Here is a 15957-nt window from a genome sequence, read left to right as displayed (position 1 = left end):
AAAAGGGGCAACAGTTGAACGAACAGACATTGTCCATGCGTCTGGAACGCGTGGCAGGGCATGTGCCAGCAGGTGCGCGGCTGGCCGATATCGGCTCGGATCACGGCTACCTGCCGGTGGCGTTGATGCGCCGTGGCGCTATCGCGGCGGCGGTGGCCGGCGAGGTGGCATTGACGCCGTTCTGCTCGGCCGAACGGACCGTGCGCGAGAACGGCCTGGACCAGCGGATCACCGTGCGCCTGGCCAACGGCCTGGCGGCGATCGAGCCGGGAGACGGGATCACGGCGATCAGCATCTGCGGGATGGGCGGCGAGACGATCCGCGACATCCTCGACAGTGGCAAAGCGCGCCTGAGCGGCCAGGAGCGTCTGATCCTGCAGCCCAACGGCGGCGAGCAGCCATTGCGCCAATGGCTGATGGAAAATGGTTACCGCATTCTCTGCGAGGAAGTGCTGCGGGAAAACCGCTTTGACTACGAAATCATCGTCGCCGAGCGCGCCGGGCCGGTGATGTATACCGCCGAGGAGCTGTACTTCGGCCCGCTGCAGATGCAGGCACGCAGTCCGGTGTTCCTGGCCAAGTGGCAGCGCATACTGCGCGAGAAGCAGAAGACCCTGAGCAACTTCGCCCGAGCGCGGCAGGCCGTGCCCGAGGAGAAGGTGCAAGACATCGCCCGGCAGGCCCGGTGGATTACCGAGCTGCTGGCTTGAACCCGGTCCGGGGTTCTACGAAACGATTAGCGTTGCACGCCAAGGCACCTCAATGATCGACCACTCAGCGCGTATAGCGCAGTGCGTCAACCACAATGCCAAACGCTGACGAATGCTCACGGCGGTTAGGGTAGTAGAGATGGTAGCCAGGAAAGGGTTGGCACCAATCCTCCAGTACCCGCACCAGGCTCCCGTCGGCAACCTCCTTCGATACCATGTCTTCTGGCAGGAAACCTAACCCGCAGCCCGCGACTGCGGCACGGAGGATGGGCAGGCTGCTGTTGAACGTCCACTGACCTTCGACACGCGCTTTGAGCTCATGGCCGGCCTTTTCAAAGTCCCATTGCAGGAGGTTCCCGTGGGTAGGCAGGCGCAGGTTGATGCAACTATGTTCCGCAAGGTCGCCGGGCACTTTCGGTGGGAGCCGCCGCTTGAAGTACTCAGGGGAGCCCACTACCGCCCTGCGTACTTGAGGGCCGACCGGAACGGCAATCATGTCCTTGGCGACTTGATCGCCAAGCCGTACGCCTGCGTCGTAGCGCTGCGCGACAATGTCGGAGAGGGCGTAGTCGACCGTGATTTCAACCTTGATGTCCGGGTAGTCCGGAAGCACCTTCAACAGCTTGGGCCAAAGAATGTTGTTCGCTGCATGTTCCGAGGCTGAAATCCGCACGTTGCCTGCCGGGGTGTCCCGAAACTCGCTGACAGCAGCCAGTTCAAGTTCGATCTCTTCGAACCGTGGCGCCATCGAGAGATACAGCCGCTGACCTGCCTCGGTGGGGGACACGCTGCGGGTGGTTCGGGTCAACAGTCGAACGCCGAGTCGAGCCTCAAGGGCGCGCATTGTGTGGCTCAGGGCGGACTGCGAGACACCCAGTTGGGCGGCGGCGCGGGTGAAGCTGCCCTCGCGGGTTATGACCACGAAGGCCTGGAGGTCATTGAGATTGGCTCGGGACATTGATGAGAACCTCTCATGAAGGGCACTGAATTATCCCATGTAATCATGTCCCGCCTGGATGCGTGGATTATTTGTATCAGCTGTGCAGAACAGGCCGGCCGGGCCACAGACTCCCGGCGGGTGGTGACAGAACGGAATAGGGCACACGCCCCCGAATCACAAGGTTCTAGCGTAAAACGCGGTCAGCTTGCCCACGGCGGCGTCGACATACCGGGGCACCCAATAGGTCTCGATATGCGTTGCCCCATCGATCTTGAACAGTTCCTTGTCTTTGGTGCCAGTGGCCTTGGCGAACGCATCTTCGGTCATGTACAGGCTGTCGGCCTTGCTGCCGGCGATCATCAGCAACGGCTGTTCGATCAGGTCAATCTGGTGGGTGGCGTCGAAGCGCATAAGGTCGAGCAAACTGCTCGTGGTGTACTTGAAGGTCGAATTGGGATGCGCGTGCGTCTTCCAGTAGTACTCGTAACCCTGGCGGTACAGGTCGAATGGCAGTTTGGCGATTTGCTCATCCGTCAGATTGGCATCCCCCGAATAGAGTACTTCCCCGCCAGCCGCTTCCTGGGCGCGGGCGGCCGATGCCTGCTGCAGGCGCTGCTGGACGGTGTCCAGCAGCGAGTCGGCGTAGCCATTACGGCGAACCCGTCCGGAGTTGAACATGCTCACTGTCGCGACCGACTTGAATCGCTTGTCGGTTTGCGCAGCAGCCAAGGAATACCCGCCGCCACCGCAGATGCCGAGCAAGCCCAGGCGTTTTCCGTCGACCCCGGCATATTGAGTAATGAAATCTGCCATGCCGTGGATATCCTCGATGCGATACGCAGGCTTGTCGACATTACGCGGTTGTCCCGCGCTTGCGCCCTGGTAGGCGGCATCCGCAGCAATGGTGATATAGCCTTGTTCAGCCAGGCGCTGGGCATAGAGGCCGGCCACTTGCTCTTTCACACCGCCGTTCGGGTGCGCGACGACCACAGTCGGGTAGGTTTTGTTCGGGTTGTAATGGGCAGGGGTATAAACGTTCGCAGCGATAGCCAGGCCGTTGAGCTTGTAGGTGACCGGATGGATATTGACCTTGCCGGGCTCATTCTTGGTAATTGCGCCGTCGTAAGCCAATGTGAACGGGTTCTTTTTATAGTCGGCAGCCCCAGCCTCGCCGGCAGAGACACCGACCATGGCGGCCATGAGCGTGGCTTTCAAAATGGTGTTTCTCATGTGAAGACTCCTGAATATTTAGGCAATGCAGAGGTGCGGTTCTCGTCAGTCCAGTTTCTTTTCTGCGAGGAATTTCGATACCAGGTCGGCGATCTGTACGTTGTTCAAGTCCGACATGGGGAAGTGGGTATTGCCCTTGATGCCAATCTCCGGCAAATGGATCAGCCTCACGTCACCGCCATGCTGGTTGACAGCATCGCGCCATAACCGGGCCATCGTGAGTCGGGCGCGCCAACTGTCCTGGGCAGGCAGGTCGACGGCCTGTTCCGGGATGTTGTCGCCGTAAAGGACAAGGATCGGAATTCGCGTGAGCGCCATAAACTGCGCCATCGGCACCGCCGCACCCTGCACCGTGTCGAATGCGCTGGGAATCGGTGCTGGCACTTCACCCTCCGGGAAGACGAAGCTGCTGCCCGGCTCGAAGGCCACAATGGCTTTGACCTTATTGTTCTTGATCGCCGTCAACCAACCAGGCCCGCCACCCTGAGAGTGAGTGAACAGGATGCCGGGGCCGATCCTGTCGAAGACCGCCGACACGCCATCGGAAACCACACCCATGTCGAACGGCCCGGTGTTCGGCGTCATCGCCCGGAAGAACTGGTCGCGTGTTTGTGCATCGCGGGCAACCTGCACGCCGTCGAAATAGTTAGGCCAGAGGCCGATACGAAACTGGTTGAACCACAGCTGCTCGTCCGGCGTTGGCTTGAGCGTCGCCTCGACCATGCTGCGCCCGGCATTACCACGACGCGGCTGGTCAATCAGATACACACCGAAATGGCGGCGCAGGAAGATGTTCTGGAAACCTTCCCGGCCATCCGCGGTGGTTTCCCAGGTCTTGGAGAACTGGCCGGCGCCGTGCCACATGACGATGGGCAGCTTTCGGGCATCGACCGGGATTTGGTAGAAGGTGTAGGCATGGTCGCCGTGGTAGGTCTGGCCTTCAGGATTCATGGGCTTACGTGGGTTGAACGTGCCTGGTGCTGTGGTCATCGTTCCGCCAGCGGCGAAGCTGCCTTGCTGCTGAATCATCAAGGGGGCGACGGCACTGCTTGAGTCAGCAGGATGGGTCGCACAGGCGGCAAGCACGCTCAACAGGGCAATGCCCAGCAGGTTTTTTGCAGGCGTCATGTTCAACCTCCCGTAGCAGCAAGTGCCTGTGTCAGGGCTGTGCTTGCACGCTTGGCGGCTTGTTGATCCCCGCGCTCGAGCACCTCGATGGCGTGACGTAATTGCCCAGCGCTTAGCCCCACCCGCATGCTCGCGAGCATGTGCGAACGCAATTGCGCCTCTGCACCTGGTGTGGCGGCCAGAGCGCCGACGGTCGCCAGTTCTCGACTTTGCCAGTCGAGGTTATCGCGCCCGAAAATGTCACCGAACAGATGAGCCTGCAAAAACTGGTTGATGACGGGCGCGAAATCGAACACCGGGCCCTTGACCGGGCCGCCCGCGATACGGGTCTGATTGGCCACACCTGCTGCCAGCAAGGCTTCACCTGTGGGGACCGGACGAGAGGGTTCTCGGCCAGGCGAATCCTCAACGCCACGTTGTTTGCGTGTTTCCACCAGCGTCATCAGTTCACCCAACGCATTGAGGCTGCGCGGGAAGCCGACATAGGCGTAAAGCTGCACCAGGATTTCCTTGGCCTCGCTGACCGTCAGGCCAGCGTCCAGACCTTGGTTCAAGGCAACGTCGAGCTTGGGCATGTCACTCGTAGCCATGAATGCTGCGATCAGTGGAATGGCCTGTTGCTTGGCCGACAGCGTGTCTGAAGCGGGTTGTGTGCTGGTCATGGTTTGCGATGTCTCGGCGTTCTGAGCGGCAAAACCCGGCACACACCCAAGCCCCAGGCACAGGGCTAATAAAGCGGCCAGGGGCTTGGTCTCGCAACGCGCAACGGGTGTTTTAGCAGTCATCGGTAAAAGGGCTCCATCCATTGTTCAGCACTACCTGCGGGCAGGTCGTGTTCCCGTTATGTCATCTAGATGCCCCGTGCGGGCGATGTCCCGGCGTACTCTGCATCCGAGACCTTCTCCTCCCACGTGACGGTTTTCCCGTCCTCGGCTTCGGCGATTGCGATGTGGGTCATGCCGGTGGTAGCCGTAGCCCCATGCCAATGGCGTACGTGCGGCGGGATCCAGACGATGTCACCCGGGCGGATTTCCTGACGTGGGCCACCTTCTTGCTGCACGTAGCCGACGCCGGCGGTGACAATGAGCGTCTGCCCGAGCGGATGGGTATGCCAGGCCGTACGCGCGCCGGGTTCGAAGGTCACCGTGCCACCGCCGATGCGAGCAGGGGAGTCACCCTTGAACAGGCCATCGACACGCACCGTACCGGTGAAATTTTCTACAGCGCCCAGCACTGAGGGTTGAGAGCCTGCACTGCTGATCCGGATCTCCCTGGGAGTCTGGGCGCAGGCTTCCCCCGCCAAGAGCGACAAGGCAATCAGTGGGGCGATCAGGGGGTTCATCGAAGGTGCTCCTGCAAGGTGGTGAGTCGACAACAAGGCTGCTCCGCGTGAGGAGCAGCTTTCAGGAGGGGGATTCAGAGCCCGGTCATCTTCAGCGCAGGCTCGGGCAGGCGATCACCTTGCACCTGGATTCGGGAAATCTGCTCATCGATAAAGCGCAGATCCTCGCCGGTCAGCTCCAGTTCTACGGACCCGAGGTTCTCCTCCAGGCGGTGCTGCTTCGTCGTGCCCGGTATCGGGACAATCCAGGGTTTCTGGGCCAGCAACCAGGCCAAGGCCACCTGCGCGGGCGTAGCCTCTTTGCGCTGTGCGACGGCCTTTACCACTTCGACCAGCGCCAGGTTGGCCTTGCGTGCCTCAGGGGAAAAGCGGGGGACGATGTTGCGGAAGTCGGAAGCGTCGAACTGCGTGTTTTCGTCGATCTTGCCGGTGAGGAAACCGGCGCCGAGCGGGCTGAACGGCACGAAGCCGATGCCCAGTTCCTCCAGCACAGCCAGGAGTCCGTCTTCCGGGCCTCGCCAGAACAGCGAGTATTCGCTCTGAACGGCAGTCACCGGCTGAACCGCATGGGCACGCCGAATCGTCTCGATACCGGCTTCCGACAAGCCGAAGTGCTTGACCTTGCCTTCGGCGATCAGGTCCTTGAGGGTGCCGGCGACATCTTCGATCGGCACCTCGGGATCCACACGATGCTGGTAGAACAAGTCGATGCGATCAGTGCGCAGACGCTTCAATGAGGCCTCTGCCACCGCCCGGATATGCTCCGGCCGGCTGTTGGTGCCGCTGCCCCGTTCGCCGGTAATCAGATTGATGTCAAAACCGAACTTGGTGGCCACGACCACCTGATCGCGAATCGGCTGCAGGGCTTCACCCAGTAGCGCTTCATTGCTGAAAGGGCCGTACGCCTCTGCGGTGTCGAAGAAGGTGATGCCGCGATCATGCGCCGTGCGGATCAGTTTTATCATGCCTTGCTTGTCGGCGGCCGGCCCGTACGCCGAGGTCATGCTCATGCATCCAAGGCCCAGTGCGGACACTTCCAGCGTGTTGCCCAGTTTGCGTGTGTTCATTGGTCTACTCCCATACAGAAATCTAGAGGCGCATCCGATCAATTACACGAGCCTGAATGCCGCTGTAGAAACATTAAGCGAGCTAACGGAGGGGGACTAGATGGGTAAATCGGCAAAGACTTATGAGGAGTATTCATCAGTCCAATCTGCAACACGCCCAATCCTGTGTAGGCAGGAGGCGTGTTGCAGATGAAGCAGAAACTTCAGTTGTTTTCAGAAACGAGCGCGGCGTCCACCTTCATCGGTTGAGTGCCAACGACCGTCTGGCGACCCACCTTGAACCATGCGGCGTACAGCGCCGGGACGAAGAAGATCGTCAGTAGCGTCGCCACGGTAAGGCCGCCCATGATCGCAATGGCCATCGGCCCCCAGAACACACTGCGCGTCAGCGGGATCATGGCGAGTACGGTGGCGAGTGCCGTCAGCATCACCGGACGGGCCCGGTGAATGGCGGCGTCCAGCACGGCATTCCACGGGTCGCGCCCTTCAGCGATCTCGGTTTGCACCTGGTCGATCAGGATCACCGAGTTGCGCATGATCATGCCACCCAGGGCGATGATGCCCAGGATTGCGACAAAGCCCAGCGGCGACTGGAACACCAACAGCGCCGGCACCACACCGATCAGGCCCAGCGGTGCAGTCAGCGTCACCATCCACATGCGGGAAAAGTTCTGCAGTTGCAGCATCAGCAGCAACAGGATGGTGATCAGCATCAGCGGGGCCACGGCGAGCAGCGCCTTGTTGGCCTTGTCACTTTCCTCTACCGCACCGCCCACATCGATGCGGTAGCCCGTCGGCAGTTTGGCTTCGATGTCCTTGAGCAATGGCCGGATCTCCTGCGTCACCGATACACCTTGCTCGCCATCCTTCACATCGGCACGCACCGTGATCGCCATGTCGCGGTTGCGGCGCCAGAGGACAGGCTCTTCCAACTCAGAACGCACTTGTGCAACTTGTGACAACGGCACCACCGTGCCCTGGCGCGTGTACAGGTTGATGTCTTTCAATGTGTCGAGGTTCAAGCGTTCCTCAGGTACGGCACGGGCCACGATGTCGATCAGGTCCTCGTGCTCACGCAGCTGCGACAAGGTTGCGCCGTTCATCACGGTCTGGGTCGCCAGCGACACGTCGGCCGGCGTGAGGCCCAGCGCGCTGGCCTTGTCCTGATCAAGCTGCACGTTCAGCGTGCGAACCGGGTCGTTCCAGTCGAGCTGGAGGTCGCGCACCTTCGGACTGGCCGCGACCACTTTCTCTACATCGCGGGCGATCCGGCGCACCACCTGGGTATCGGGGCCGACGACGCGGAACTGCACCGGGTAACCGACGGGCGGCCCCAGTTCAAGCCGGGTTACGCGCACCCACGCCTGTGGGAACTGCTGGTCGGCGGCGGCCATCAGCCGGGTACGTACTCGCTCGCGTGCATCCAGATCCCTGGTCATCACGACGAACTGGGCAAAGCCCGGATTCGGCAGTTCGGGGTTGAGCGAGAGATAGAAGCGCGGTGCGCCGGCGCCGGTGTAGGCGGTGAAGTACTTGACCTCCTGATCCTTCGACAGCTGCGCCTCCATTCGCTTGACCTGCTCGGTGGTCGCCGCGAAGGACGAACCTTCTTTCATGCGCAGGTCAACGACCAACTCAGGGCGCGAACTGTTGGGGAAGAACTGCTGCGGCACAAACTTGATGCCGGCCAGCGCCAGCGCCAGGGCGCCAAACGTTGCACCGATGACCACCCAGCGGCGCTCGATGGCGGTGTCGATCAGGACGCGCAGCGTGCGGTAGAACTTCGTGCCGTAGGGGTCATTGGCATGCTGGTGCTTGCCAAAATCCTTGGGCAGCATCTTGACCGCCAGGTAGGGTGTGAAGATGCCCGAGCAGATCCACGAGAACAGCACCGCGGCGCCGACGATCCAGAAAATCCCACCCGCGTACTCGCCGGTGGTGGACTTCGAGAGGCCGATGGGCAAGAAGCCCACAACAGTGATCAGTGCACCGGTCAGGCGCGGCATGGCGGTGGACTGGTAGGAGAAGGCGGCGGCTTTCACGCGGTCCATGCCGGCTTCCATCTTCACCACCATCATTTCGATAGCGATGATCGCGTCATCGACCAACAGGCCGAGCGCAATGATCAGCGAGCCGAGGGAGATGCGTTCGAGGTTCCAGCCCATCGCCAGCATCACCAGCGCCACGCCACCCAACACCAGCGGCACCGAAGTCGCGACCACCAGGCCTGTGCGCCAGCCGAGACTGGCCAGGCTCACCGCGATCACGATGATCAGCGCTTCCATCAGCGACCGCTCGAAGTCCCAGATCGCGTCCTTGACTGTGGAGGGCTGGTCGGCCACGCGCTCCAGTTCCACGCCGTGCGGCAGCTCGGACTGGATCTTGGCGACCGCCGTCTCCATTGCTTTGCCGAGGTCCACGATATTGCCGTCGCTGGTCATCGTGATGCCAAGCATCAGCACCGGCTGGCCATTGTGGCGAACCGTGTAGGTCGGCGGGTCCTCAAAGCCACGCGAGACAGTCGTGATATCGCCGAGCTTGATCAACCRCCCGCCCGCGGTGATGGGTACGTTGCGGATAGCCTCTTCGCTGGCGAACTGGCCGCTCACGCGGACCATGACGCGGTCGCCGTTGGTGTCGATCTGGCCGGCGGGCAGCAGGGCGTTCTGGCTCTTCAGGCTTTCGGCAATGGCCAGCGGTGTAATGCCCAGCGCTGCCAGGCGCTCGTGCGAGAACTCGACGTAGACACGCTTGGCCTGCTTGCCGATGACATCGATCTTCTTGACCATCGGCACTTTCAGCAGGCTGCGCTTGATGTCCTCGGCCGCGTCCGACAGGTCGGCGTGGCCGACGCCGTCGCCCTTGACCGCGTACATCAGGCCATACACGTCGCCATACTCGTCGTTTACGATCGGGCCGATCACGCCGTCAGGCAGCTCACGGCTCAGGTCGTTGAGTTTCTTGCGCGCCTGATACCAGGCCTCGCGCTGGTCGGCCTTGGAGGTGCCGCCGCGCACGGTCAGCGTCATGCCCGCGTAGCCTTGCCGCGCGTAGGTGACCACCTTCTCGAAGTTGTCGATCTGCTCGAATTTCTTCTCCATGCGGTTGAGGACCTGGTCTTGCATCTGCTGGGCGGTAGCGCCCGGCCAGATGACGATCGCGGTCATGGAGGGCACGGAAAAGCTCGGATCCTCGAGCTGACCCAGCCGGGTAAAACTGAAGACACCGGCCACGGCTACGATGATCAGCATGAACAGGACGATGGCGCGGTGACGCAGCGCCCAGTCGGTGAGGTTGAAGTTGTTCATCGGGTGGCCTGCTGCGTGGTATTCGCGTCAACGATCGCCGCGCCGGGAAGCGCCACCTTCAGTCCGGAGGTCATCTTCTGGACCCCGGCAGTGACGACCAATACGCCGGCCTGCGGCCCGGAGACGAGCACTTCGTCGTTGCGATAGCCCCAAACGGCCACTCGCTCCAGTTCGACGGTGCCGAGCGGATCCTTGCCTGCGGGCGTGACCACCCACAGCGCCGGCTGGCCGCCGTTTTGCGTCAGTGCCGTGGCGGGTACTGCCGCCACCGAGACATTGGTCATTTTGCGCTCGGCCATTACTGTGGCGGTGGCGCCCAGCGGCAGCGCATTCACCGGCTTGAGCCGCGCGCGATAGGTGCGCGTCTGCGCTGCAGCCTGTGGCGACAACTCGCGCAGCGTGACATCGAAGGTCTCGTTTGGCGCGCTGGCCAGCGAGGCCTTGAAGCGCGCCTCCTTGAAGACCGACAGCTGATCCTCGGGCACATCGACGACGATCTCGGATTCATCCGGATTCGCCACCGAGACAACCGGTTGGCCCTCCGCGACGATTTGCCCCGCCTCAAAGCGCACGGACGTGACGACGCCGCTTCGAGAGGCGCGCAACACGGTGTACTTGAGTCGGTTGCGCGCGAGCTCAAGCTTCCGCGCCTCGGCTTCGGCGTTCGCGTGCGTGGTCTGGGCATTGGTCTGGGCACGCTCGTCGTCGGCGGCACTGACCGAGCCGTCAACCTTCAACGCGCTCAGGCGCTTGCGCTCCGAGTCGGCCTGGTGCGTCTGCTCGACGGCAACCGCCCACTGTTGCTGCGACGCTTCCTCCGCGAGGCGGTAATCGCTGTCATCCAGCACCGCCAATATGTCGCCTTCATGCACAAACTGGCCTACATCGACCTTGCGCTGAGCGACCTTGCCGCCGACGCGGAAGGCCTGTTCGACTTCATGCCGTGACTGTACGGTGCCCACGTAGCGACTGGTTTGGCGGGCGTTGTCATAGTTGATTTCAACCGTGCGCACCGGGCGTGGTGTTTGCACGGTGGGCTGGTCCGGGCTACACGCGGACAGCATGACGGCGACGGCCAGGGCGCCGGCCGCAGTAAGGGAATTCTTCAAGGCGGTTCCTCTTTGAAAAACGACTGGATCTCAGGAAAGTGGTGGCCGGTCGGCATGGGTGGCAGCAGTGGGCGTGGTGGGCTGTTCGAACACCTGCCAGCCCCCGCCCAGTGCTTTGTAGAGCTGCACGCTATCGAGCAGCAGGCGGGTGTTGCTGTCGTTGGCGTTCAGACGTGCCGCCAGGCGCGCCCGCTGCGAATCCAGCAGTGGCAACAGGTCGATCTGCCCGCGGTTATAGAGCGACTGGGCGCGGTTCTGCGCAGACTCCGCGGACGCGGCGGCCAATTGCAGCGACCCGGCGCGGCGGCGTTCCTGCGACAGCGTAACGAGGGCGTTCTCCACATCCTCGAGCGCCCGTACGATGCCGTCTTCGGCGCGCAGCAGCGCCTCGTGTTGAGCACTTTCGGCAGCCTCGTTGATCGCTTGTGTGCGCCCGGCATTGAAGATCGGTATCGCCAGCAGGCCCGCCACATTGGTGAAGCGTGCAACGCCGAGATCGGCGCCGTTCACGTTCAGGCCCTGGCGCCCGAACGACGCGCCGAGAAATAGTTGCGGGAACCACTCGGCCGCGGCCTGCTGACGGCGCGCATTGGCGGCGTCGAGCTGTGCCATCAGCGCCAGCACGTCAGGTCGGCGTTGCAGCAGCGCGGCGGGCTGGCCCGGCTTGGCCTCGGGCACCGCCGCCACATCGCTACTCGAGGACTGGATGTTCGCGGTATTGAAGGACTGGTCGGCAATCAGCACGGCGATACGATGGCGCGACACCGCCGCCAGCGTTTCCAGTGGTGGAATCTGCGCCCGTGCCGACAAGGCGTCGGTCTGCGCGCGCTCGACGTCGAAGGCGGATGCCAGCCCGGCCTGCTGGCGCGCGGTGACCAGACGCAGCGTCTCGTCCTGCATCGCCGAGATGGCGCGCAGCGTCGCGACCTGGCGCTGTGCGCCGACCAGTGAGAAGTAGTTGCTGACGACATCGCTCATCACCAGCAGCCGTACGCCGCGCATGCTGTCCTCTGCGGCCAGTGCATCGGCGTTGGCCGCCGCTGCGCCGGCGCGCAGGCGGCCGCTGAGGTCGAGTTCCCACGAGACGTCCAGGCCCACGCTGGTGGTCTTGGTATCCGGATAACCCTGTTTCGTGGCCGAGTTGTAGCCACTGCTGCGATCGCTGCCGGAGGCGGATGCGCCGACGCTCGGGAGCAGCCAGGAACGACTGACCGTTTCGCCGGCACGTGCCGCGCGCAGACGCTCGGCGGCAATCTTGACGTCGCGGTTCTCGCGCGCTGCTCGGCGCACCAGATCCGTCAGCACCGGGTCGTGGTAGACCTCCCACCACGCCGCCTCGGGTTCCATCTCGGAGGATGTGCTCGCGGCGAAGTTGCTCGGCAGTTCGACCGACGGTTTGACGACCGGGGTGGAGCAACCGCCCAGGGCGAGGGCGATCGAAGTGGCAAGGGCGGCTGCAACGGCGAGCCCGGCCCGTTGCAAGGTCGCCCGACCGGTGTGGAGGGGCGGTGGAAGGGAAACTGGAAGTCGCGGCATCGCATTGGACTCGTGTGGATTCGAGAATGGCAACAGCGTAGGGCCCGGTATGCGCGAAGTCGTCAGCGAAGCGTCGCCGTTCGGTCGCCATATCGAGTGCTCATTGGTGTTGGAGGCGTCATTCGCCGTCGGCATCTGCCGTGTGCTCGCCGGCCGCCGACGCAAGGTCCGAGGCAATCGACTCCAGCAGCTCTTCAGCGGACGAAAACTCCCGCTGACGCCCGGTGACGAGGTTTTCGAGGCGGCCGACGAGGGCTCCCGGTGCGGCATCGCCACGCAGCTTCACTACGTACGAGCGGCGGCTCGGGTACTTGGATTCAGGGTTCAGGATCATCGCAGACCAGGGGCTCAGGAAAGTTCGACGACAGCGTAGGCCGTCCCCTGGGTGGAGTCGTAAGCGAAAGGTCGGACTTCGGTCGGGACAGACATGAACACCGCAGTCCCTGTGCGAGCCTGCTCGCGATGACGGCGGTACATTCAGCATCAATGTAAGCTGACCCGCCGCTATCGCGAGCAGGCTCGCTCCCACAGGTTTTGCGCCTTTAACTCTTCAAGCGGGCCTTGCAGCCAGAAGCAGCGAGCGCGCACATTTCACCAGCTCGGTTCCATCCGTTTCGGGCAACTGGTCAACCAGCGTAGCCAGTGCTTGAAAGTCCTCGGCCGTGGCGTCGTGGTGCTCGCACAGTTCGACCAGCGCGAGCAGTTCCAGCCACGGAGCTTCCTGGGCGCGAGCCTCTTCAATCGCATGCCGAACCGCCGTGTTGCCGGCGTCGAGTTGGCCTTGCATCCGCGCAATCGCTGCCTCCAATAGCAACAGTTGCGGCAGGTATACGCGCTCGCCCAGTTCTTCTCCTACTCGTAGTGCTTGCTCCAGCTCGGCTCGCGCGACGTCGTAATCACCCGCCAGCAGCAACGCCTCGGCGGCATAGCCGAGCACCTCGCTGGCGCCGGAGCGCATGCCGAGCCCGGTGTGTTCTTCGTAGGCCTGGCGGATGCGTCGGTAGCCGTCACGCGGCGATCCGTTGCGCGCGTCGGCCCAGCCGCGCCACCAGCGGCAAGCCGTACGTCCCAGTGCGAGCGAATACTCATCGACCAGCTTCTGCAGGTCGTCAGCCAGCGCCGCCACACGCACAGGGTTGCCCATCCGCACCTCGATCAACACTTCCTGCCAGGTGGCGACCAGCCAGGTCATCGGTTGGCGAAGCGCCTGCGCGCGGGTCCGCGCCCGCTGCATGTGGGCTCGGCCTTGCTCAATCAGGCCGGAACGCACGAGTTCTATGGCCAGCATTCCGTGCAGCATGACCTGAGGATCGGTCGCAAAAACCTCGTTCGCCCCGATGTCCAGCGGCTCGGCAATCGCGAGGGCACGCTCTAGCCAACGGCGGGTTGTCTGCGTGCGCCCCTGAAGGTGATGCACTTCGCCCTGCACGATGCACGCCGCCAACATGAGTGTTGGATCGTGCGTCTCGGACGAGAGGGCTTCGGCACGTTCTGCCACCTCCAGCGCCAGCGCATAATCGCCGCGCAGACCCAGCAGATAGCCGAATCCGTGCAGCAGGCGACCGCGCATTGGATGTTCGGGTACATCCGCGAGCAGCGTGTATGCACGTTCGAATGCGTTCCTGGCTTCGTCGCCGACACCGAACATGTGGAAAGCCGACACCCCCTGCAGCGTGGCCAAGGTGATTTCGAGCGTAGCGCGCTCGGTCCCGTCCGGTGCCTGGGTCAGCAGGACCAACGCGCGTTCAGTGAGGGCGATGCACAAGGCCGGGCTGAAGTGCAGCAGCGCGGCTTCTGCGGCCTCGGCGTAGTAGCGCAGCGCGACCATCGGCCGCCGGGCCCGGTCGAAGTGCATTGCCAGTTCCGAGGCAGCAATCGGTACACCGGCCATGCGCTCGCGTTCGAGGGTGGCGCCGACCTGGTGATGGAGGTGGGTGCGCAATGAGCGCGGCGTGCGGTCGTACAGCACCTGGCGGAAGAGGGCATGCCGGAACGAGTAGGGTGGCTCTGCCGTTTCTTCGACGTCGGTGGCCCGCGATCGTGTGAGCCATACCTGCTTGCGCACCAGTTCCTCGCAGGTGTCCGCCACAGACGCGGGGTCGCGCTCGAGGGCCCGCGAAACGGTCTCGACCCGGAATTCGACGCCACACACCGCTGCCGCCGAAAGCAGCGCACGCTGCTCCTGTCCGAGCTTGGAGATGTAGTGATCGATGATGGCCGCGAGGTTCTCGGGGACCGCCAATCCCGCCAGCCGGGCCTCGATGGTGGCATCGTCGTCCGTTGGGCCCATCACTTCACTGATGACTGACGATACGAACAACGGCACACCGTCGGTGCGCTCGTGCAGGGCCCGCACGAAGGTTTCATCTCGCGCCAACGAGGCGGAATGCAGCGCAATATAGTCAGCGACCTCGGTTTCCGAGAACGGATCGAGCACCACTTCTTCGCACAGGCGTTGCAGGCGCAGTTCGTGGCGCAACGAGCTGAGTGGGTGATCAAGCGCTACCACCTCGGCGAGGCGAAAGCTCGACAGCCACATAAACCGCATGCGGCTACGTCGCCGCGCCAGATAGTCGATGAGCTGGACCGTCGCCCGATCGCTCCAGTGCAGATCTTCGGTCACCAGCAACAGCGGGCGCTGTTCTGTGTAGCGGTCCAGCAGTTCGCCCATTTCCCGCAGCATGCGGTCCGGGCCGATGCCGGCAAGCTCGCGCCGCAATGCGTCGCGCTCCTCTGCGGTGCTCAGCCACGGCAGTTGCAGCAGCCAGGTCGGTGCCACGGCGCGCAACAGCGCCGGCAGAGTGGAGTCGCTGCGGCACAGATCGGCCAACGCCTCCAGCACCGGCAAGTACGGTTCGCCGCTGCCGTAGTGTTCCACGCAATGGCCGCGTGCGCAGGCGATGCCGCCGCCAAGGCTGGCGAGGAAATGTTCGATCAACGTGGTCTTGCCAATCCCCGGCTCTCCGGCGAGCCAGACCACTGCACGTTGGCCGCCGCATGCCCGCACCCATGCTCGTTGCAGTCTTGAAACCTCGTCGGTGCGACCGATGAATGGCAGCGACGGATGCGCGCCAGCGGCGGGTAACGTGGTGGCTGCAGGCGGCATCGAAGGGGCAGGGGACGGCGCGGCGATGAAGCGATAGCCGCGCCGCGACACCGTCTCGATGAAGCGGGGCTGCCTGGGGTCGTCGCCCAACACCTTGCGCAGATCGCTGATGGCCGTCTTCAGCACCGAATCGCTGACAAACCGATGCCCCCACACGGCATCGAGCAGTGCATCCTTGGTCACCAGCGATCCCGGCTGGCGTGCAAGCACGCACAGCAGGGTGAAGGGCGTCGGCGCCAACGCCACGGGTTCTCCATTACGTAACAAGCAGGCGTTGGCCTCGTCGAGTTCGAACTCGACGAAGCAGAGCTGGACGGGGTTCGGATGGGGCTGCGGACGCGCCACGTTTGATTCCTGAAGACTAAAACATAGTTGTGCGCTGTGAAGCGTGGCTTCCATGACAACGCTGATCGGCTCGGAAGCCAAGCCTCACCGGTCGGAAACTGATGCAAGCGTGACTCCACTCCTCGGGTATCCGGGA

At 63.1% G+C, this 15957-nt stretch carries 12 protein-coding genes; 1 reads left to right on the top strand and 11 read right to left on the bottom strand.

Annotated elements, in window-relative coordinates; genetic code table 11:
- Window positions 1–14: 14 nt before the first annotated feature.
- The gene (locus AC1DIH_RS06400; RefSeq protein ID WP_477771088.1) at window positions 15–710 is read left to right on the top strand and encodes a tRNA (adenine(22)-N(1))-methyltransferase; all 696 of its coding nucleotides are present in this window, start codon (window positions 15–17) and stop codon (window positions 708–710) included.
- Window positions 711–774: 64 nt separating this feature from the next.
- Here the strand turns inward: AC1DIH_RS06400 and AC1DIH_RS06395 are convergent, their stop codons facing one another.
- From AC1DIH_RS06395 to AC1DIH_RS06345, 11 genes are all read right to left on the bottom strand, one after another.
- Window positions 775–1668, bottom strand: a complete 894-nt coding sequence (locus tag AC1DIH_RS06395) for a LysR family transcriptional regulator (protein ID WP_477771046.1) — start codon at window positions 1666–1668, stop codon at window positions 775–777.
- A 156-nt stretch (window positions 1669–1824) separates the two neighbouring features.
- Window positions 1825–2880 (bottom strand): alpha/beta hydrolase, encoded by a 1056-nt coding sequence (locus tag AC1DIH_RS06390; RefSeq protein ID WP_477771045.1) that lies wholly within the window; start codon window positions 2878–2880, stop codon window positions 1825–1827.
- 45 nt (window positions 2881–2925) lie between these two features.
- Window positions 2926–4008 carry an alpha/beta hydrolase gene (locus tag AC1DIH_RS06385; protein WP_477771044.1) on the bottom strand — a complete coding sequence of 361 codons (1083 nt, stop codon included), beginning with the start codon at window positions 4006–4008 and terminating at the stop codon, window positions 2926–2928.
- A gap of 2 nt (window positions 4009–4010) precedes the next feature.
- The gene (locus AC1DIH_RS06380; protein ID WP_477771043.1) at window positions 4011–4793 is read right to left on the bottom strand and encodes a carboxymuconolactone decarboxylase family protein; all 783 of its coding nucleotides are present in this window, start codon (window positions 4791–4793) and stop codon (window positions 4011–4013) included.
- A gap of 65 nt (window positions 4794–4858) precedes the next feature.
- Complete coding sequence (locus AC1DIH_RS06375; RefSeq protein WP_477771042.1) at window positions 4859–5350, bottom strand: (R)-mandelonitrile lyase; 492 nt, start codon at window positions 5348–5350, stop codon at window positions 4859–4861.
- Window positions 5351–5424: 74 nt separating this feature from the next.
- Entirely contained in the window at window positions 5425–6417 is a 993-nt protein-coding gene (locus AC1DIH_RS06370; RefSeq protein WP_477771041.1) for an aldo/keto reductase, read from the bottom strand.
- 203 nt (window positions 6418–6620) lie between these two features.
- Window positions 6621–9725 (bottom strand): efflux RND transporter permease subunit, encoded by a 3105-nt coding sequence (locus AC1DIH_RS06365; protein ID WP_477771040.1) that lies wholly within the window; start codon window positions 9723–9725, stop codon window positions 6621–6623.
- Complete coding sequence (locus tag AC1DIH_RS06360; RefSeq protein WP_477771039.1) at window positions 9722–10834, bottom strand: efflux RND transporter periplasmic adaptor subunit; 1113 nt, start codon at window positions 10832–10834, stop codon at window positions 9722–9724. Before AC1DIH_RS06360 ends, AC1DIH_RS06365 begins: the two co-directional genes overlap by 4 nt.
- Before the next feature lie 30 nt (window positions 10835–10864).
- The gene (locus tag AC1DIH_RS06355) at window positions 10865–12316 is read right to left on the bottom strand and encodes an efflux transporter outer membrane subunit (RefSeq protein WP_477771038.1); all 1452 of its coding nucleotides are present in this window, start codon (window positions 12314–12316) and stop codon (window positions 10865–10867) included.
- A 172-nt stretch (window positions 12317–12488) separates the two neighbouring features.
- Entirely contained in the window at window positions 12489–12704 is a 216-nt protein-coding gene (locus AC1DIH_RS06350) for a hypothetical protein (RefSeq protein ID WP_477771037.1), read from the bottom strand.
- A 216-nt stretch (window positions 12705–12920) separates the two neighbouring features.
- Window positions 12921–15821 (bottom strand): ATP-binding protein, encoded by a 2901-nt coding sequence (locus AC1DIH_RS06345; protein WP_477771036.1) that lies wholly within the window; start codon window positions 15819–15821, stop codon window positions 12921–12923.
- Window positions 15822–15957 lie beyond the last annotated feature (136 nt).

The organism is Pseudomonas sp. 05N36 (assembly GCF_056397385.1).
This window is presented reverse-complemented; position numbering and strand designations above follow the sequence as displayed.

Excerpts from the sequence above, each read along its gene's own strand:
- AC1DIH_RS06375 (WP_477771042.1), bottom strand. The coding sequence starts at position 5,350 with ATGAACCCCCTGATCGCCCCACTGATTGCCTTGTCGCTCTTGGCGGGG.
- AC1DIH_RS06370 (WP_477771041.1), bottom strand. The coding sequence starts at position 6,417 with ATGAACACACGCAAACTGGGCAACACGCTGGAAGTGTCCGCACTGGGC.
- AC1DIH_RS06395 (WP_477771046.1), bottom strand. The coding sequence starts at position 1,668 with ATGTCCCGAGCCAATCTCAATGACCTCCAGGCCTTCGTGGTCATAACC.
- AC1DIH_RS06380 (WP_477771043.1), bottom strand. The coding sequence starts at position 4,793 with ATGACTGCTAAAACACCCGTTGCGCGTTGCGAGACCAAGCCCCTGGCC.
- AC1DIH_RS06350 (WP_477771037.1), bottom strand. The coding sequence starts at position 12,704 with ATGATCCTGAACCCTGAATCCAAGTACCCGAGCCGCCGCTCGTACGTA.
- AC1DIH_RS06385 (WP_477771044.1), bottom strand. The coding sequence starts at position 4,008 with ATGACGCCTGCAAAAAACCTGCTGGGCATTGCCCTGTTGAGCGTGCTT.
- AC1DIH_RS06390 (WP_477771045.1), bottom strand. The coding sequence starts at position 2,880 with ATGAGAAACACCATTTTGAAAGCCACGCTCATGGCCGCCATGGTCGGT.